This window comes from Streptomyces sp. NPDC107546, assembly GCF_055639175.1.
Genome location: NZ_JBVKBA010000003.1, coordinates 192,745 through 210,484, shown reverse-complemented (window position 1 = coordinate 210,484; position 17,740 = coordinate 192,745). Strand labels below are relative to the sequence as shown.

Here is a 17,740-nt window from a genome sequence, read left to right as displayed (position 1 = left end):
CCGCCGGGTTTCGGCCATGATCAGGCCCTGAATGAGGGGTTCCGGGGCCATCGGGGCGTCGCCGGGTGGTTTCGGAGAGTAGTTGTTGCACGCCGATGCACGCAGGATCCCTTACGAAGGGTTATGGTGGAAACCCCCCCTCGGGCCGGTCCGTCTCCCCCCCACGGACCGGCCCGTTTTCTTTTCCGCCCCCGGACGGCTTCTGCGCCGGGCACCGCCGAAGGGTCCCGGCCCCGCAGCCCCCACCCGCCCCGTCCCTGGGGGCTCAACCCCCGGAGTCCTGCCGAGGGCTTCGCCAAGGAGGGGAACCCCCGGACGAGCTGACCAGAGCCGGTCTGTATCCTCCGCGCGCGTGCAGCCAATCAGCTCAAATCCCCCCACTCCCACCCCCATTCACACCCACAAACCCAAACCAACCCGCTGACACCCGTTGGCCGCCCCCGCCCTCTCCGGCGGTAGGCTTCGGCTTCGGGGACCGCCATCTGACGGGGATCGCGCACGACCGCGCCTGTCTGATCCGCACGGAGGGGCTGACAATCACGTGAACCTGCGCGACAAGCTGCGCGGCCTGCTCGTCAGGCTGTACGCACGCCGGGTGGAAGGCCACCTGGACCACGCTCAGGTGCCCAAGCACATCGGCGTCATCATGGACGGCAACCGACGTTGGGCGAAGGCCGCGGGATCGACCACCGCGCAGGGGCACCAGGCCGGAGCCGACAAGATCGAGGAGTTCCTCGGCTGGTGCGCCGAGACGGACGTCGAGGTCGTCACCCTCTGGCTGCTGTCCACGGACAACTTCGACCGGCCGAAGGAGGAGCTGGTCCCGCTCCTGAAGATCATCGAGGACGTCGTCCGCTCCCTCGCCGCCGACGGCCGCTGGCGTGTGCACCACGTCGGTGCGCTCGACCTGCTGCCCGGGCAGATGCAGACCGTCCTCAAGGAGGCCGAGGAGGCCACCGCCCACGTCGACGGCATACTCGTCAACGTCGCCATCGGCTACGGCGGCCGTCAGGAGATCGCCGACGCCGTACGCTCCATGCTCCTCGACGCCCATGAGAAGGGCACCTCGATGGAGGACCTCGCCGAGTCCGTCGACGTCGACCTGATCGGCCGGCACCTCTATACGAGTGACCAGCCCGACCCCGATCTGGTGATTCGTACGAGCGGCGAACAGCGCCTGTCGGGATTCATGCTGTGGCAGACGGCCCATTCCGAGTACTACTTCTGCGAGGTTTTCTGGCCGGCCTTCCGGAAGGTCGACTTCCTGCGCGCACTGCGTGACTACGCGGCGCGGCACCGCCGCTACGGCGGCTAGGACACCCGGGCGCCGGCCATCGGCACCCACCCGCGCCGCCCCTGGCGTCACCCGCTCGGGGGACGGGATGTAACAAGGAGTTCACCGGGGCGCCGTCATATGCCGTGGCATGGCGGCGCATTTTCGAGGGCATAAGCCAGACAGGTCGACACCCGAACCACGGGTGTCGTATCTCAGCGGACGGCACGGGGCCGTCCGCCCGGGAGGCCCTTTGCACCAGCCCGACCGTGCGGTCACAGCACGGACGCAGACGCGGGGGGCCGGTCCTCGGCCCGTGCATCGCGGCCGACGACCGGTCCAGCTCCACCTCGTCGCTCCCCGACCTCATCCGAGGGGGTACGTCCTTCCGTGGTGACCAGCACAAAGCGCCCCAAGCCAGACCGGCGCACCTACGTTCTCGACACCAGCGTCCTGCTGGCCGACCCCAATGCCATGACCCGCTTCGAGGAGCACGAGGTCGTGCTTCCGATCGTGGTGGTCACGGAGCTGGAGGCCAAGCGGCACCATCCCGAACTCGGCTACTTCGCCCGGCAGGCCCTGCGCCACCTGGACGACTACCGGGTACGGCACGGCCGGCTCGACGCCCCCATCCCGATCGGGGACCTCGGCGGAACCGTCCGGGTGGAGCTCAACCACTCGGACGCCAGTGTTCTGCCCAGCGGCTACCGCCTCGGGGACAACGACACGCGCATCCTCGCGGTCGCCCGCAACCTGCAGGCGGAGGGGTTCGACGTCACCGTCGTGTCGAAGGACCTTCCGCTTCGGATCAAGGCGTCCTCCATCGGCCTCCTCGCCGAGGAGTACCGCGCGGAACTGGCCATCACGGACTCCTCCGGCTGGACCGGGATGTCCGAACTGACCCTGTCCGCCGAACAGGTGGACATCCTCTTCGAGGACGGCCACCTGCACGTCCCCGAGGTGGCCGACCTGCCCGTGCACACCGGTCTGACCATCCAGTCGGAGCGGGGCAAGGCGCTCGGCCGGGTCACGGCGGAGGGTGACGTCCGCCTGGTGCGCGGGGACCGGGAGGCGTTCGGCATCAAGGGACGCAGCGCCGAGCAGCGGATCGCGCTCGACCTGCTGCTCGACCCGGACGTCGGGATCGTGTCGATGGGCGGCCGGGCCGGCACCGGCAAGTCGGCGCTCGCGCTGTGCGCGGGACTGGAGGCCGTGCTGGAGCGGCGGCAGCACCAGAAGGTGATGGTCTTCCGCCCGCTGTACGCGGTGGGCGGGCAGGAGCTCGGCTATCTGCCGGGCTCCGAGGCCGAGAAGATGAGCCCCTGGGCGCAGGCGGTGTTCGACACCCTCTCCGCGGTCACCACTCGCGAGGTCATCGAAGAGATCACCGCGCGCGGGATGCTGGAGGTCCTCCCGCTCACGCACATCCGCGGCCGCTCGCTGCACGACGCGTTCGTGATCGTGGACGAGGCGCAGTCACTCGAACGGAACGTGCTGCTGACCGTTCTGTCCCGAATCGGCGCCAATTCGCGGGTCGTTCTGACCCATGATGTGGCGCAAAGGGACAATCTGCGAGTCGGGCGATATGACGGAGTCGTCGCCGTCGTGGAGAAACTGAAGGGGCATCCGCTCTTCGCGCATGTCACACTCACCCGGTCCGAGAGGTCCCAGATCGCTGCCCTTGTGACCGAAATGCTCGAGGACGGGCAGATCTGACCCAAGTGTTCAACATGGGATAGCAACCCATGAGTTGGCGCCGTCCGGCAAAGGCGTAGAGCCTAGCCGGGCGGCGCTGTCGTGTGCGGGAGATCCCGAGAATTCCGTGGTCCAAACGGGATGTGAGCTTTCACACGCATCTCGGAATTGCAACGCGGCGCCGGATTACGGCAGAGTCTCGTTCCTGTCAGGCCCCGCATACGACACAGTTGTACCCCCAGCGGTACTACGCCACAGGAACACCAACTGCATAGAGCCGTCGTATGCCGCCCGAGCACCACACGGCGCTCCCTCAGCGGGAGTCGCCCACCGGGTCCGTGCCTCCCGTGACCCCGCAGGTGGGAGGCCAGTGTCAGGGGCACGATCGCGTCCGCCAGGGTCACCGAAGCGGGCGATGCTGGAAGGAAACCGTGTGAGCCCGATCTCGGTCCGGGGATTCGCAGTGGCCTCGGCCACGGCGGTCACCGCTGTCGGAAGCGTCGTGGGAGTCGCCTCGGGCAGCACTGCCCAGACGAACGACGCCGAGGCGACCGCAGCCGACTCGACGCTCCTCGCCGACATACCCGCCGGTCAGCAGGCCCAGGTCCAGACCGCGTCGCTGACGCAGCAGGCGGACGCCCAGGCCATCGCCGCGGACACGTTCGCCAAGAAGGACGCCGAGGAAGCGGCCCGCAAGCAGGCGGCCGCGGACGCGATCGCCAAGCAGAAGGCAGCGCAGCAGGCCGAAGAGGCAGCCAAGGCGCGCAAGGAGGCAGAGGCCGCCAGCCGCAGCGCGAGCCGTGACGCCTCCAGCTTCGCGGTCCAGGGCTCGTACACCGTCGCGCAGATTCAGGCAATGGCCCGTCAGATGGTGGCGGCCGACCAGTTCCAGTGCTTCAGCAACATCGTGAACCACGAGTCCAGCTGGAACTACCAGGCGGTCAACGCCTCCTCCGGCGCCTACGGCCTCTTCCAGGCGCTGCCGGCCGGCAAGTACGCCTCCGCCGGTGCGGACTGGCGGACCAACCCGGCCACGCAGATCAAGTGGGGCCTCAACTACATGGACAGCCGCTACGGCAGCCCCTGCCAGGCCTGGTCCTTCTGGCAGGCCAACAGCTGGTACTGAGCCGCCGGTCCCGCCCGCGCGCGACGCTCAACCCTGCACAGCCTCTCACCGTCTATGGGTGAGGGGCTGCGGCCGTCTCAGGGACCGCCGCCCCCACCATGTACGGTCGGAACCGACGACTCCAGGGGGGAGTGGTGGGGAGCACCCGGGGAAGCGGGGGAAGAGGACGGATCATGTCGCGAGTGCCAGGGTGGCTGGGTCGGCTCGGGGCCGGGCTGACCGAGATCAGCGAGCGCCTGGATGAGCGCCGCGCCGAGGTGGAGAAGGAGCACACCGAGCCCGGACGGTCACGCCCCGCCCAGGACGGGGCCCCGCCGCCCGTCGCACCGCCACCGCCGGTGGCCGGCGGACCCCGCCCCGACCCCGCCCAGGCCGTGCCCTGGGGCGTACGGGTGGCGGCCGAGGCCGGCTGGCGGCTCCTGGTGCTCGCCGGCACGGTGTGGGTGCTGATGCGGGTCATCAGCACCGTGCAGCTGGTGGTGTTCGCCTTCGTCATCGCGCTGTTGATGACCGCACTGCTCCAGCCGACGGTCGCCCGGCTGAAACGTCGCGGTGTGCCGCGCGGTCCGGCCACCGCGCTCACCGTGATCCTGGGCTTCGTCCTTTTGGGCCTGCTCGGCTGGTTCGTGACCTGGCAGGTCGTGGAGAACATCGACGCGCTGTCCACCCAGATCCAGAACGGCATCGACGACCTGCGCAACTGGCTGCTGAAGAGCCCCTTCCACGTCACCGACAAGCAGATCAACCAGATCGCCAAGAACCTCCGCGAGGCGATCGGCGCCAACACGGACCAGATAACGTCCGCAGGCCTGGAGGGCGTTCAGGTCATCGTCGAGGCCCTGACCGGCATCCTGCTGGTGTTCTTCTCGACGCTCTTCCTGCTCTACGACGGCGAGCGGATCTGGCAGTGGTTCCTGAAGCTGGTGCCCGCCGCCGCCCGCCCGGGTGTGGCCGGCGCCGGCCCGCGCGCCTGGCGCACCCTCACGGCCTACGTCCGGGGCACGGTCCTGGTCGCCCTCATCGACGCCATCTTCATCGGCATCGGCATCTACTTCCTCAACGTGCCGATGGCCGTCCCCCTGGCCGTCTTCATCTTCCTGTTCTCCTTCGTCCCCCTGGTGGGCGCCGTCGCCTCCGGCGCGCTGGCGGTGATCGTGGCGCTGGTGACGCACGGCGTCTTCACCGCGGTGATGACCCTCGTGGTCGTCCTCGCGGTCCAGCAGATCGAGGGCCACATCCTCCAGCCGTTCATCCTCGGCCGCGCGGTCCGCGTCCACCCCCTCGCCGTGGTCCTGACGGTCGCGGCCGGCGGCATGGTGGCCGGCATCGGCGGCGCAGTGGTGGCGGTACCGCTGGTGGCGGTGACGAACACGGTGGTGGGCTACCTGCGCTCCTACGCCGCCGAACAGGCCTTCGGTGACACCGGTCGGCAGCAACCGGCCCGTTTGGAGGTGCCCCCTCTCAGGGAGATCGAGGAAGAAGCCGTTCCGGCCGGAGAGGGGTCTGAGGGCGCAGCCCCCAGGGACGGCTACGAAAACGCCGAGGGCCCCGCCCACCAAGGGTGAGCGAGGCCCTCGACGGCCGAATCACTCGGAGAGAACCGCCTCCGCGTCCAGCGTCACACCGACCGCCTGGACAACAGACGCGATCTTGAAGGCCTCCTGGACGACCTCACGCTCGACGCCCGCCTTCCGCAGCACCTGCTCGTGCGAGTCCAGACACATCCCGCAGCCGTTGATCGCGGACACCGCGAACGACCACAGCTCGAAGTCGACCTTGTCGACCCCGGGGTTGCCGATGACGTTCATCCGCAGCCCCGCGCGCAGGCTGCCGTACTCGTGGTCCGACAGCAGGTGTCGCGTGCGGTAGAAGACGTTGTTCATCGCCATGACGGCCGCCGCGGACTTCGCCGCGGTGTACGCCTCCGGCGAGAGGTTCGCCTTCGCCTCCGGCTCCAGCTCGCGCAGCACGATCGCCGAGCGCGACGCGATCGCCGTCGCCAGCACCGTGCCCCACAGCTGCTGCGTCGGCAGCTCGGAGTTGCCGATGACCGAGCCCAGGTTGAGCTTCAGGTCCTTGGCGTAGTCCGGCAGGGCGGACTTCAGGGAGTCGAGGGACATACGTCACTCACCGGCCAGCAGCTTGACCGGGTCGAGGGTCTCCTCGCCCTTGTTCCAGTTGCACGGGCACAGCTCGTCGGTCTGCAGGGCGTCCAGAACCCGCAGGACCTCCTTGGGGTTACGGCCCACGGAGCCCGCCGTCACCATGGTGAACTGGATCTCGTTGTTCGGGTCGACGACGAAGACGGCACGCTGCGCGAAGCCGTCCTCACCCTCGATGCCCAGCGCGCGCATCAGCTCGTGCTTGGAGTCGGCCATCATCGGGAACGGCAGCTCGCGCAGGTCGGGGTGGTCCTTGCGCCAGGCGTGGTGCACGAACTCGGAGTCGCCGGAGAACCCGAGGATCTGGGCGTCACGGTCGGCGAACTCGTCGTTCAGCTTGCCGAAGGCCGCGATCTCGGTCGGGCACACGAAGGTGAAGTCCTTGGGCCATGCGAAGACGATCTTCCACTTGCCCTCGTAGGTCTTGTGGTTGATCTGCTCGAACTCCTTGCCCTTCTCCAGCGAGACGCAGGCGGTCAGTTCGAACTCGGGGAACTTGTCACCGACAGTGAGCACACGCTCTCCTTGCAGCACAGAAGCACCTCGAGCGCAAGGTGCTTCTCATGGGTTGGACTGTTCCGATGCTGGCACAGGGTGCATTGATTAGGGAAATAGCTACACTCGGTCGGGTTGATCGGTGTCGGCTATCAGTGACCGGGAGTAAGAGCATGGCCGTGGGTGGGACCAGGACCAACGGACGTCGCCAGCCCACGCTCGCCCAGCTGCGCGCCTTCGCCGCCGTCGCCGAGCATCTCCACTTCCGGGACGCCGCCGCCGCGATCGGCATGAGCCAGCCCGCCCTGTCGGGCGCCGTCTCCGCCCTTGAGGAGGTGCTCGGTGTCACCCTGCTGGAGCGCACCACCCGCAAGGTGCTCCTGTCACCCGCCGGTGAGCGCCTCGCCGTACGGGCCAAGGCGGTGCTGGAGGAGGTCGGCGCGCTGATGGAGGAGGCCGAGGCCGTCCGCGCCCCCTTCACCGGGGCGCTGCGGCTCGGCGTGATCCCGACGGTGGCACCGTACCTCCTGCCCACCGTCCTCAATCTCGTCCACGACCGCTATCCGCACCTGGACCTCCAGGTCCACGAGGAGCAGACCGCGAACCTGCTCGACGGGCTGACCACCGGCCGCCTCGACCTGCTGCTGCTCGCCGTCCCCCTCGGCGTGTCCGGCGTCGTGGAACTCCCGCTCTTCGACGAGGACTTCGTCCTGGTCACCCCGCTCGACCACTGGCTCGGCGGCCGGGACGGGATACCCCGCGAGGCGCTGCGCGAGCTGAACCTGCTGCTCCTGGACGACGGCCACTGCCTGCGCGACCAGGCCCTCGACATCTGCCGGGAGGCCGGCCGCGAGGACGTGCCCGTGACGACGACCGCGGCCGGGCTGTCCACCCTCGTCCAGCTCGTCGCGGGCGGCCTCGGCGTCACGCTGCTGCCCCGCACCGCGGTCGAGGTGGAGACCACCCGCAACGGCCGGCTCCTCACCGGCTGCTTCGCCGACCCGGCCCCCACCCGGCGCGTCGCCTTCGCCATGCGCGCGGGCGCCGCGCGTGGTCCGGAGTACGAGGAGCTGGCCGCGTCCCTGCGCGAGGCGCTGCGGCCGCTCCCCGTACGGGTGCTGGGGCCCGGCGACTGACCGGGCCCTGCACCGGCTACTCCGTGCGCAGCCCGTCCGGCCGCATCAGCCGCAGCAGCGGCGGCAGGCTGAGCGCGGTCACCAGCAGCACGACCCCCGCGCCGATGCCGGTCATCGTCAGCACGCTCGCCCAGTCGACGCTCACCGTGGCGCCGGACATCTTCAGCAGCACGGCGCCCAGTGCCAGACCGACCACCGAGGCCAGCAGCAGACCGAGCGCGATGGGGATCGCCGTCTGCCACAGCACCGACAGGCTCAGCGTGCGGCGCCGGGTGCCGAAGGCGACCAGCGACGACAGCAGCTTCTTGCGTTCGCGCAACTGCTCCAGCTGGGACACCAGCAGGCTCGCGCCGATCAGCATCAACACGCAGGTGGCACCGACGAACAGCCCCCTGCGGATGGAGGTGAAGCGCACGGACTCCTCGGTGGCCGACCAGTTCATGGGGACCGAGAGCGGAGTGATCCGGGCGGCGGTGTTGCGTACGAACTCACGTGCGTCCGGCACAGCGCGGTCGAGCACGAGGTACATCTGTGTCCACCGACCCCGGTCCAGCTTCTTGGGCAGGGCACCCCGGGTGAACAGCAGGCCACCGCGCTCGACCCCGGACGGATCCTTGCGCGTCTGGACCTGCTTCAGGCCCTGCGGCACCGTCCAGGCGACCTCCAGACCCCTCCTGTTGCCGCTGTAGCTCGGGTCGAGGTACACGGTGCGGCCCGGCTTGACGATCTTCGGGGTGTCGGAGTCGTACGGTGCGCCGCGGAGCAGGAAGACATCGCCGTCGCGGCACGAGGAGAGCTGCGCCACCTCACGCAGGTCCGCACAGTCGCCCACCGTCACTCCGGAGTTGATCTGCGGGTCCGTGCGTCGTTCGCCGAGCTCCACCTGGGAAAGGGTGATGGTCCGGCTGACGCCCTTGGTCCGGCTGAACTCCTCGGTGGCCTTCGCCACCGGGACGTAGGCCGGCACCGCCACCTGCATCTGGGCCCGCGTCACGTCCTGCCGGGACTCCTTCGTGTAGTCGCCCTCGACACCGGAGAACAGCATCTGCAGGGCGATCGCTCCGGCCACCGCCACCGCGATGCCGTTGACCATGCGGGCGGCGGTTCCGCTGCTCAGCTGGAGCCTGCGAACCGCCAGTTGCCAGGCAACGCCGCCGGAGTTCAGCCGGGCGACGACCGTCTCGACGACCCACGGCAGCAGCGCGGTCACGCCGATGAGCAGGAGCAGGACACCGCCGACGACCAGGTACTCGTTGAAGTTCCCGTTGGTGTGACCCTTGCCGACCATCGGGTAGAGCATCGCGAGCCCGCCCAGCGGCAGAAGGATGCGCCACCACAGCCGGCGCCGCGCGGGCCTGGCGGTACGCACCACGCCGAGCGGCTCGATGACCACGCCCCGCAGCGCGAACAGGGTGACCAGCACCGCCGCGGCCGGGACCGCGACCGCCACGAGCAGGGCCAGCACGGGGGAGGGGTTCATGTAGCTGGGAAAGACGCTGACTCCGAACACCTCGACCGAGGCGGCGAGCTGACGTCCTACCAGGAAGAAGGCAGTGCCGAAGAGCAGCCCGAGGAGCGACCCCGCGAGTGCCTCGCCGGCGGCGATCCGACGGGTCATCCCGCTGTCCGAACCGACGAGTCGCAGGGCCGCCAGCCTGCGGTCGCGCCGCTCGCCGCCGAACCGCACGGCCGCGGCGATGAAGACGCCGACGGGCATGAGCAGGACGACGAAGACGACCAGGGTCAGCAGGAGCAGGACGGGATCCGTCTTCTCGGACGGGGGCTCGGGCGTGCCGAACGCGTTGATGCGGGCCACGTTCGGCGGGTCGATCCTCCCCGCGAGCTCCTTGGCGCCTGCGTAGTAGGCCAGTTCCTGCGAGCCGATGAGCCCGCTCTCCCCGATGGTGCCGGTGATCCGGTAGGGCAGCCGCTGCCGCAGCAGGACGCCCTTGCCGGAGGCCAGCAGTTTCTTCAGCGCGGGGGAGACGACCATCTCGCCCGGCTTGGGGAAGCTGTCCAGGCCGGGCGGCAGCGGCGCCCTGGGACCCTCCGGTTCCATCAGGCGCCCGCGGACGTCCTTGCCGCGGAAGGTGTCCTCGATGTCCGCGATCACCAGCGTGTTGTCGGCCTTCGGCATCTGTTCCTGGCTGTAGGTGTGGTCGGCGCGGGCGTCGTCCCGCGCATGCCGCACCTTGATCGCGCCGGGGAGAGCGGTGGTGAGGAGCAGCAGTGCCACGCCGAGACCGACGCCGAAGCCGGTCAGCAGGAGCCGGACCCATCCCTCGCGCCCGCTGCTGAACGCGAACCTGGCGCCCATGACCAGGTCTCTTGACCACTGACGCCCATTCATACGAGGCGCTCCATGTCCCGTGACTTGCCGTCGCGTACGACGATCTCGCGGTCGGAGTAGGCCGCCACCCGTGCCTCGTGCGTGACCAGGACGACGGCGGCGTTGGTGGAGCGGGCCGCCTCGGTGAGCAGTTCCATCACGCGCTCGCCGTTGAGCGAGTCGAGGGCACCGGTGGGTTCGTCGGCGAAGAGCACGCGCGGGCCCGTGACCAGGGCGCGGGCCACGGCCACGCGCTGGCCCTGGCCGCCGGATATCTCACCGGGACGCTTGCCCGCGAGGTCGTCGACCTCGAGCCGGGACATCCAGGACAGCGCGGCCTGCTCGGCCTGTTTGCGGGAGGTGCCGTTCAGCCGCAGCGGCAGCGCCACGTTCTCCACACAGGTCAGTTCGGGGACGAGCTGACCGAACTGGAAGACGAACCCGAACTCGCTGCGGCGCAGCAGGCTGCGCTGGGCATCGCTCATACCGGCCATCTCGCGGCCGTTGTAGACGATGGAGCCGGCGTCGGGCGGCACGATCCCGGCCAGGCAGTGCAGCAGGGTCGACTTGCCCGACCCGGAGGGGCCCATGACGGCGACGATCTCGCCGGGGTGGATGGAGAACTCCGCGCCGTCCAGGGCGAGGGTGGGCCCGTACGCCTTGCGCAGGCCCTCGGCGGCGAGCAGGGAACCAGCGGGAGCGGTCACCGGGCCACCGCCTCGGCGAGCTTGGCCAGGCGTGCGGCGGTCAGCTCGAGCCAGCGCAGGTCGGCCTCCAGGTGGAACAGGGCGTGGTCGCAGATCAGCTGGTCGGCCAGGTCGCCCTTGCGTTTGCGGTCGGTCAGGATCCTCATCATCCGCAGGTGCTCGGCGCGTTGGGTGTCGAGGATGCCGGCCGCGTCGCGGTGCGTGAGCAGGGCGATGACGACCTTGGTGTACAGGGTCGACTGCAGATACGGCTCGGGCTTCTCCGGCGTCGCCAGCCACCGCCGGACGTCGGTGACGCCGGCGTCGGTGATCGCGTACCGCTTGCGCTCCGGCCCGCCGCCGGGCTCGATCCCGTCGACCTCGACGAGCCCGTTCTTCAGCAGCCGGGACATCGTCGAGTAGACCTGGCCGTAGTGCAGCGGCCGGTCATGACCGAACTTCTCGTCGAAGGCCCGCTTCAGGTCGTAACCGTGGCGGGGCCCGGACTCCAGGAGTCCGAGGAGGGTGTGACCGATGGACATGCAGAGCACTGTACACACGGCGTATACACCTTGCGTATACATGGCGCGTATAGGCCGTGGCAGCGCGTCAGTCCCTGCAGGTGAAGGTCGATTGTCACGGTTCTGCTACACGCTCGCCGTGATCCAGCCCGTCCAGGGGGCCCCTGCTCGAAGAGCCCGGGGAGTTTCAGGACGAGGCCGCAGGCCGATACGGGTCCGGGGGGCGGAGCCCCCGGACGGCGCCTACGCCTCCGGTTCGTGCGAAGCCGGCGGTCGCCCCCGGCGGGGTATCGGCTTGGCCTCGCGCGGCAGGCGCCCCGCCTCCGCCAGAGCCCGCCGCAACAGGAACTCGATCTGAGCGTTCGCCGAGCGCAGTTCGTCCGAGGCCCACCGGGCGAGCGCCTCGTACACCGACGGGTCGAGCCGCAACAGCACCTGCTTGCGCTGCTGCGGCCGACGCTGGGGGTCCGCGCCCCCGGAGGGAGCCGTCACTGGTAGAGGGACCCCGTGTTCAGGACCGGCTGCGGCGCCCGGTCCCCGCACAGCACCACCATCAGGTTCGACACCATCGCCGCCTTCCGCTCCTCGTCCAGCTCCACGATGTCCCGCTCCGCGATCCGGGCGAGCGCCGCCTCGACCATCCCCACTGCACCGTCGACGATCTGCCGCCGCGCCGCGACCACCGCCCCGGCCTGCTGCCGCTGGAGCATCGCGGACGCGATCTCCGGAGCGTACGCGAGGTGCGTGAACCGCGACTCGATGATCCGCACGCCGGCGGCCTCGACGCGCGCGTGCAGCTCGGCGGCCAGCTTCTCGGTGATCTCCTCGGCGTTCCCGCGCAGCGAGAGCCCGTCCTCCTCGTGGGCGTCGTACGGGTACTCGATCGCGATGTGCCGCACGGCCGCCTCGGTCTGCGTGGCGACGAACTCAAGGAAGTCGTCGACCTCGAAGGTGGCCTGGGCCGTGTCCTCCACCTTCCAGACCACCACCGCGGCCAGCTCGATCGGGTTGCCGTAGGCGTCGTTGACCTTCAGGACGGCGGTCTCGTGGTTGCGGACCCTGGTCGAGATCTTCGTGCGCGAGGTGAAGGGGTTCACCCAGCGCAGCCCGTCCTGCCGGATGGTGCCGCGGTAGCGCCCGAAGAGCTGCACCACCCGTGCCTCGCCCGGCGCCACCGTGTTCAGACCGCACATCGCGAGGAACGCCGCGAGGCCGATCAGCACACCGGCGACGATGAGCGCGGCCTTGACGCCGGACGCGGTGACCGTCGCGCCGCCGGCGATCAGGCCGGCGCCCAGGGTCAACCCCACCAGTCCGAGCAGCAGCGCCAGTCCACCGCCGATGCTGTGCGCCGGGAACTCCCGCACGCGCGGGCTGGGCATCTCCGGTATGTCCGTGGAGGCGGACGCGGCTTGTGTCGACATGGGTGGTCTCCCCCGGTTTCATCGTTAGCTTCGATCTATCTAAGTGTTATCACATTACCCCTCTGGACAACCTTCCACTTCTCCTGATCGTCGGTTCCGATGGGACGGGTGCTGGATCTCACGTCCGTAAAAGACGTGATCGACAACCCTTTGTCATACCGCGCGGTGTTAGTTTTCTGAGCTGACCTGAACCACGCACCTGTGTGACGCACGAGAGTGAAGCGGAGCGGATCGACCCATGGGACGAGCGGAAGAGAGACGAGCGCGGCAGCGCGGTGGCCGCCGCGCGGCGCCCAAGAGCTCGCCCAGGACGACCCGGTCCGCGTCGGTCGGCACGGTCGGCCCGGTCGGCACGGTCGGCCCGGGCGGGGCGCCGGCCGGCGGCCGGGCCGCCGCGCGGGCCGCCAGGAGCCGCGGAAAGGGCGGCGGGGGCGGTAAGAGCGGCATACGCCGGTTCTTCACCTGGAAGACGGTCCTGGGCTCGCTCTTCGGCTTCGTGCTGCTGGTCATGGGCGCGTTCGTGGCGCTGTACGTGATGACTCCCATCCCGGCGGCGAACGCCGACGCCATGCTGCAGAGCAACGTCTACAAGTACGGCGACGGCTCGATCCTCACCCGCAGCGGCAAGCTCAACCGGGAGACGGTCGACCTCGCCGAGGTCCCCAAGCCCGTCCAGCACACCTTCGTCGCCGCCGAGAACAAGACCTTCTACCAGGACGCGGGCGTCGACCTGAGGGGCACGGCCCGCGGCATCCTGAACACGCTCTCCGGCAAGGGCGCCCAGGGCGGTTCGACGATCACCCAGCAGTACGTCAAGAACTACTACCTGACCCAGAACCAGACCGTCACGCGCAAGCTGAAGGAACTGGTCATCTCCCTGAAGCTGGACCGCAAGAAGTCCAAGGACTACATCCTCGCGGGCTACATCAACACCAGCTACTACGGGCGGGGCGCCTACGGCATCCAGGCCGCGGCGCAGGCCTACTACCACAAGGACGCCAAGAACCTCACGGTCGAGCAGGGCGCGTACCTGGCCGCCCTGCTCCAGGCGCCGAACCAGTACGACTGGGCGATCGCCACCGACACCGGCAAGACGCTGGTGCAGCAGCGCTGGAACTACGTCCTGAACAACATGGTCCAGATGCACTGGCTGGACGCGGGCAAGCGCCAGGCCATGAAGTTCCCGGTGCCCCTCGCGCCCAAGGGCGCGCCCGGCATGGAGGGGCAGACCGGCTACCTGGTCGACGCGGCCAACGCGGCGCTGGAGAGGCAGCTCGTCGCCCAGGGCACCGCCTCCACCCTCAGCGACGCCGAGGCGCTCATCACCAAGGGCGGCTGGACGATCAAGCTCAACGTCGACAAGAAGAAGCAGACCGAGCTGGAGCGGGCCGTCAAGCAGCAACTGACCAGCAAGCTCGACCAGAAGAAGCGTGCTGTCGACGGCGCCGTCCAGGCCGGTGCCGTCTCCGTCGACCCGAAGACGGGCAAGGTCCTCGCCCTCTACGGCGGCGTCGACTACTTCAAGCACTACACCAACAACGCGACGCGCCGGGACTACCAGCCCGCTTCCACGTTCAAGCCGGTCATCCTCGCCGCCGCCCTGGACGAGGGCGCCAAGACCCAGGACGGCCGACAGATCGACGCGAACACGATCTACGACGGCACCAGCGGGCGCCAGGTCGTGGACAACGGCACCAAGGTCGGCTTCGCCCCGCCGAACGAGGACGACCAGGACTACGGACCCATCACCGTGCAGACGGCGATGAACGACTCCGTCAACTCCGTCTTCGCGCAGATGGGTGTCGACGTGGGCATGACCGAGGTGATGAAGGTCGCCGGCAAGCTCGGCATGGACACCAAGGGAATGCAGGCGGTTCCCGCGCAGACGCTGGGCTCCATGGGCGCGAGCCCGATGGAGATGGCCGGCATCTACGCCACCCTCGACAACCACGGCAAGAAGGTCACCCCGACGATCATCAAGTCGGCCGAGCGCGACAACACCCCGGTCACCTTCCCGAACCCGATAGGCGACCAGGTCATCACTCCCCAGGCCGCAGACACGGTGACCTCGGTGCTCACCGGCGTGGTCGACGACGGTACGGCGAAGACGTCGGTGGCGGCCAACCCGGCGCGCGACGGCCAGCAGGTCGCCGGCAAGACGGGTACGTCCGACAACAACAAGTCGGCCTGGTTCACCGGCTTCACGCCGAACCTGGTGACCTCCGTCGGCCTGTTCGGCGAGGACCCCAAGACCCATGCCCAGGTTCCCATGACGGGCGCCACGGGCCATGTCCCGGGCAGCCCCAGCGGCCGTATCAACGGCGGTAGCTATCCGGCCCTGATCTGGGCGGCGTACACCTTCGAGGCGATGGGCCAGGTCACCAAGTTCGAACTGGACACCACCCAGGGCGCGGCGGTCCAGCCGAGCGTGACGCCGACACTCTCGCCGTCGCCGACCACCACGCCGTCGCCGTCGCCGACCTCGCAGAAGCCGACGAGCAAGCCTCCGACGAGCTCGGCCCCGCCGTCGAGTTCGCCCACGACGAGCAAGCCTCCGACGAGCTCGGCCCCGCCGTCGCCGACCGACTCGCCGTCGGCGCCGACGCCGCCGGAGAATCCGCTCGACCCCGGTCGGCAGTAGGCCCTGTCGTACGCGAAGGGCGCCCGGTGGACCGGCCACCGGGCGCCCTTCGCGCTGCCGTACCTCAGAGCCTGTGTCGCCGCCGTACCTGAGACCCTGTGCCGGACACGGGCTCTCAGCCCCGGTTCAGCTCGAACCAGACCACCTTGCCGGTGCTCAGCCGGGTCGCACCCCAGCGCCGGGCCAGCCGGTTCACCAGGTAGAGGCCCCGGCCGCCCTCGTCCGTGGCCCGTGCCTGCCGCAGACGCGGCAGCTGCGGCACGTCGTCGCCCACCTCGCAGCGCAGCACGTCGGTGCGCAGCAGCCGAAGGGTGATGGGACGGGTCGCATACCGCACGGCGTTGGTGACGACCTCGCTGACCAGCAGCTCCACCGAGTCCGTCAGCTCCTGGAGTCCCCAGCGGTCGAGCGCACGGCGCGCCAGCCGCCTGGCCCGGCTCGGCGCCGCGTCCTCGGGCTCCAGCACCCAGTACGCGACGTCGCTCGGGGCGATCCCGTCGAAGCGGGCGGCGAGCAGCGCGATGTCGTCGTCGCGGTCGCCGGGCCCGAGCATGTCGAGCACCTCGTCGCACAACGCCTCCAGCGGCGGCGGGTGGTCGGCACCGGTGATCCGGGCGGTCGCGGCGAGCTTCTCCCGCAGCTGCTCTATTCCGGTCCACACGTCCCGCAGACGCGACTCGACCAGCCCGTCGGTGTACAGCAGCAGGGTGGCCCCGGCGGGGGCGTCCAGCTCCACCGCCTCGAAGTCCACCCCGCCCACGCCGATGGGCGCGCCCGCGGGCACCCGCAGCACCTCGGCGCGGCCGCCCAGGTGCAGCAGCACCGGCGGCGGATGGCCCGCGTTGGCGATGGTGATCCGGTGCGAGACCGGGTCGTAGACCGCGTACAGGCAGGTCGCCATGCGGTCGGTGCCGAGCCGCTGCGCCTGCTCGTCGAGGTGGTGCAGCACCTCCTGCGGCGGCAGGTCGAGCCCGGCCAGTGTCTGAGCCGTCGTCCGCAACTGCCCCATGATCGCCGCGGACGTCATGGAGTGGCCCATCACATCGCCCACGACGAGCGCGACCCGGCTGCCCGGCAACGGAATCGCGTCGTACCAGTCGCCGCCCACCCGCGCGGTCTCCGCGGCCGGCAGGTAGCGGGACGCCAGCCGTACGCCCGTCGGGTTCGGCAGCGTCTCCGGCAGCATGGTGCGCTGCAACTCGTCGGCGATGTACGCCTCACGGCCGTACAGCACCGCCTTGTCGATGCCGAGCGCGCTGTGCGTGGCGAGCTGCGCGGCGACCAGCAGATCGTCGGCCTCGAACGCCGGACGCTCCGCGCGGCGCAGGAACAGCACGGCGCCGATCACCCGGCGCCGTCCGCGCAGCGGCGCGAGGATGGCGCGCTGACCCGGGGGCACCGCCAGGTCGTCGCCGAGCAGCTCGGGCAGCGCGGCCCGGGCGGCGGGCGCGTCCGCGAACACCGGGCGCACGCCGCGCAGCACCTCGGCGAGCGCACCGCCGGCCCGCACCTCGCACAGCTCGTTGCTCAGCTCCACGACCCCGGAGTCCTCCGGCACCGGAACCGGCAGGATGCCGTCCTCCAGGTCCCGCTCCTGCGGTATCCGGTCGGTGCGCCGCAGCCGCAGCACCAGGGGCCCCGTGGGGCGCTCGTCACCCACCGGCAGCGGGTCCCGCAGATACACGAGGATCGCGTCCGAGAACGTCGGCACGGTGGCCCGGCACAGGCCCATCACGATCTCGTCCAGGTCGATGCCGCGGGCGATCCGCCGGGTCGCGGCGCCCACGAAGCGCAGCCGGTCGCCGTCGCGCCGCATCGGCATGGGCCCGCTCGGCCGGCCCTGCCCGGTGCGCCGCTCCTTGCCGCCGGGCACGGCGGCGGGACGGTCCTGCTCCCCGCTCGGCTGGACCGGGATCACCTCCGGGGCCGGCCGCGGCCGGTGCGTGTCGGGCTCGTCCGCGGCCGGCTGGGAGTGCTCGGTGCCCCCCGCCGCGGGCAGCGGAGTGGACGCGCCGCCCGGGGAGCCAGGCGATCCGTGCTGGGCGCAGGGCGGCGGCGCGGCGGGCGTGTCGCCCGCCCGGGTCTGTGCGGGTAAAGCCGTGGCCGGCGGGGCGGTCAGCGGCTCCGGGGTACGCAGGAGCGCCCCGCGGGGCTCCGCGGGGCCGACGCCCGGCTGGGGGCGTTCGTGGGAGGTCGGGTGCTCCGTCACGCGTGTCGAATCCATCCGTCCGGGGCTGCGCGCCGTGCGTGCA

At 70.2% G+C, this 17,740-nt stretch carries 14 protein-coding genes; 6 read left to right on the top strand and 8 right to left on the bottom strand.

The features are described from left to right. Positions 1–541: 541 nt before the first annotated feature. The 4 genes from ACZ7L1_RS05775 (at position 542) to ACZ7L1_RS05760 (ending at position 5,659) form a co-directional block, all read left to right on the top strand. The gene (locus ACZ7L1_RS05775) at positions 542–1,315 is read left to right on the top strand and encodes an isoprenyl transferase (RefSeq protein ID WP_471434506.1); all 774 of its coding nucleotides are present in this window, start codon (positions 542–544) and stop codon (positions 1,313–1,315) included. Positions 1,316–1,663: 348 nt separating this feature from the next. Then, entirely contained in the window at positions 1,664–2,989 is a 1,326-nt protein-coding gene (locus ACZ7L1_RS05770; protein ID WP_471434504.1) for a PhoH family protein, read from the top strand. Between the two features lie 412 nt (positions 2,990–3,401). Further along, positions 3,402–4,094: an aggregation-promoting factor C-terminal-like domain-containing protein gene (locus ACZ7L1_RS05765; protein ID WP_471434502.1), complete on the top strand. Its 693-nt coding sequence runs from the start codon at positions 3,402–3,404 to the stop codon at positions 4,092–4,094. Positions 4,095–4,267: 173 nt separating this feature from the next. After that, on the top strand, positions 4,268–5,659 hold the full coding sequence (locus ACZ7L1_RS05760; RefSeq protein ID WP_471434501.1) for an AI-2E family transporter: 1,392 nt from the start codon (positions 4,268–4,270) through the stop codon (positions 5,657–5,659). 21 nt (positions 5,660–5,680) lie between these two features. Here ACZ7L1_RS05760 and ACZ7L1_RS05755 read toward each other — a convergent pair whose 3' ends face one another. Next, positions 5,681–6,214 (bottom strand): alkyl hydroperoxide reductase, encoded by a 534-nt coding sequence (locus ACZ7L1_RS05755; protein WP_471434499.1) that lies wholly within the window; start codon positions 6,212–6,214, stop codon positions 5,681–5,683. Positions 6,215–6,217: 3 nt separating this feature from the next. Continuing rightward, on the bottom strand, positions 6,218–6,772 hold the full coding sequence (locus ACZ7L1_RS05750) for a peroxiredoxin (RefSeq protein ID WP_103838369.1): 555 nt from the start codon (positions 6,770–6,772) through the stop codon (positions 6,218–6,220). A 152-nt stretch (positions 6,773–6,924) separates the two neighbouring features. On the opposite strand from ACZ7L1_RS05750, the gene ACZ7L1_RS05745 reads away from it, so the two are divergent. Further along, positions 6,925–7,887 (top strand): LysR substrate-binding domain-containing protein, encoded by a 963-nt coding sequence (locus ACZ7L1_RS05745; RefSeq protein ID WP_471434497.1) that lies wholly within the window; start codon positions 6,925–6,927, stop codon positions 7,885–7,887. Between the two features lie 16 nt (positions 7,888–7,903). Here the strand turns inward: ACZ7L1_RS05745 and ACZ7L1_RS05740 are convergent, their stop codons facing one another. The 5 genes from ACZ7L1_RS05740 to ACZ7L1_RS05720 form a co-directional block, all read right to left on the bottom strand. Further along, positions 7,904–10,237 (bottom strand): ABC transporter permease, encoded by a 2,334-nt coding sequence (locus ACZ7L1_RS05740; RefSeq protein ID WP_471434495.1) that lies wholly within the window; start codon positions 10,235–10,237, stop codon positions 7,904–7,906. Beyond that, positions 10,234–10,923, bottom strand: coding sequence for an ABC transporter ATP-binding protein (locus ACZ7L1_RS05735; protein ID WP_471434493.1), 690 nt, complete (start codon positions 10,921–10,923; stop codon positions 10,234–10,236). Before ACZ7L1_RS05735 ends, ACZ7L1_RS05740 begins: the two co-directional genes overlap by 4 nt. Beyond that, on the bottom strand, positions 10,920–11,444 hold the full coding sequence (locus ACZ7L1_RS05730; RefSeq protein ID WP_471434491.1) for a PadR family transcriptional regulator: 525 nt from the start codon (positions 11,442–11,444) through the stop codon (positions 10,920–10,922). The genes ACZ7L1_RS05735 and ACZ7L1_RS05730 overlap by 4 nt, the downstream gene beginning before the upstream one ends. A gap of 222 nt (positions 11,445–11,666) precedes the next feature. Further along, positions 11,667–11,915 carry a type II toxin-antitoxin system antitoxin gene (locus ACZ7L1_RS05725; RefSeq protein ID WP_471434489.1) on the bottom strand — a complete coding sequence of 83 codons (249 nt, stop codon included), beginning with the start codon at positions 11,913–11,915 and terminating at the stop codon, positions 11,667–11,669. Beyond that, positions 11,912–12,847, bottom strand: coding sequence for an SPFH domain-containing protein (locus ACZ7L1_RS05720; RefSeq protein ID WP_471434487.1), 936 nt, complete (start codon positions 12,845–12,847; stop codon positions 11,912–11,914). Before ACZ7L1_RS05720 ends, ACZ7L1_RS05725 begins: the two co-directional genes overlap by 4 nt. Before the next feature lie 238 nt (positions 12,848–13,085). Here ACZ7L1_RS05720 and ACZ7L1_RS05715 point away from each other — a divergent pair, with 238 nt between their 5' ends. Then, positions 13,086–15,488 (top strand): transglycosylase domain-containing protein, encoded by a 2,403-nt coding sequence (locus ACZ7L1_RS05715; protein WP_471434486.1) that lies wholly within the window; start codon positions 13,086–13,088, stop codon positions 15,486–15,488. Positions 15,489–15,603: 115 nt separating this feature from the next. Here ACZ7L1_RS05715 and ACZ7L1_RS05710 read toward each other — a convergent pair whose 3' ends face one another. After that, complete coding sequence (locus ACZ7L1_RS05710) at positions 15,604–17,712, bottom strand: SpoIIE family protein phosphatase (protein WP_471434484.1); 2,109 nt, start codon at positions 17,710–17,712, stop codon at positions 15,604–15,606. Between the last annotated feature and the right edge of the window lie 28 nt (positions 17,713–17,740).

What these genes read in the sequence shown, in the direction of transcription:
- ACZ7L1_RS05760 (WP_471434501.1), top strand. Translation starts at nt 4,268, where the DNA reads ATGTCGCGAGTGCCAGGGTGGCTGGGTCGGCTCGGGGCCGGGCTGACC.
- ACZ7L1_RS05755 (WP_471434499.1), bottom strand. Translation starts at nt 6,214, where the DNA reads ATGTCCCTCGACTCCCTGAAGTCCGCCCTGCCGGACTACGCCAAGGAC.
- ACZ7L1_RS05745 (WP_471434497.1), top strand. Translation starts at nt 6,925, where the DNA reads ATGGCCGTGGGTGGGACCAGGACCAACGGACGTCGCCAGCCCACGCTC.
- ACZ7L1_RS05740 (WP_471434495.1), bottom strand. Translation starts at nt 10,237, where the DNA reads ATGAATGGGCGTCAGTGGTCAAGAGACCTGGTCATGGGCGCCAGGTTC.
- ACZ7L1_RS05730 (WP_471434491.1), bottom strand. Translation starts at nt 11,444, where the DNA reads ATGTCCATCGGTCACACCCTCCTCGGACTCCTGGAGTCCGGGCCCCGC.
- ACZ7L1_RS05720 (WP_471434487.1), bottom strand. Translation starts at nt 12,847, where the DNA reads ATGTCGACACAAGCCGCGTCCGCCTCCACGGACATACCGGAGATGCCC.
- ACZ7L1_RS05715 (WP_471434486.1), top strand. Translation starts at nt 13,086, where the DNA reads ATGGGACGAGCGGAAGAGAGACGAGCGCGGCAGCGCGGTGGCCGCCGC.
- ACZ7L1_RS05710 (WP_471434484.1), bottom strand. Translation starts at nt 17,712, where the DNA reads ATGGATTCGACACGCGTGACGGAGCACCCGACCTCCCACGAACGCCCC.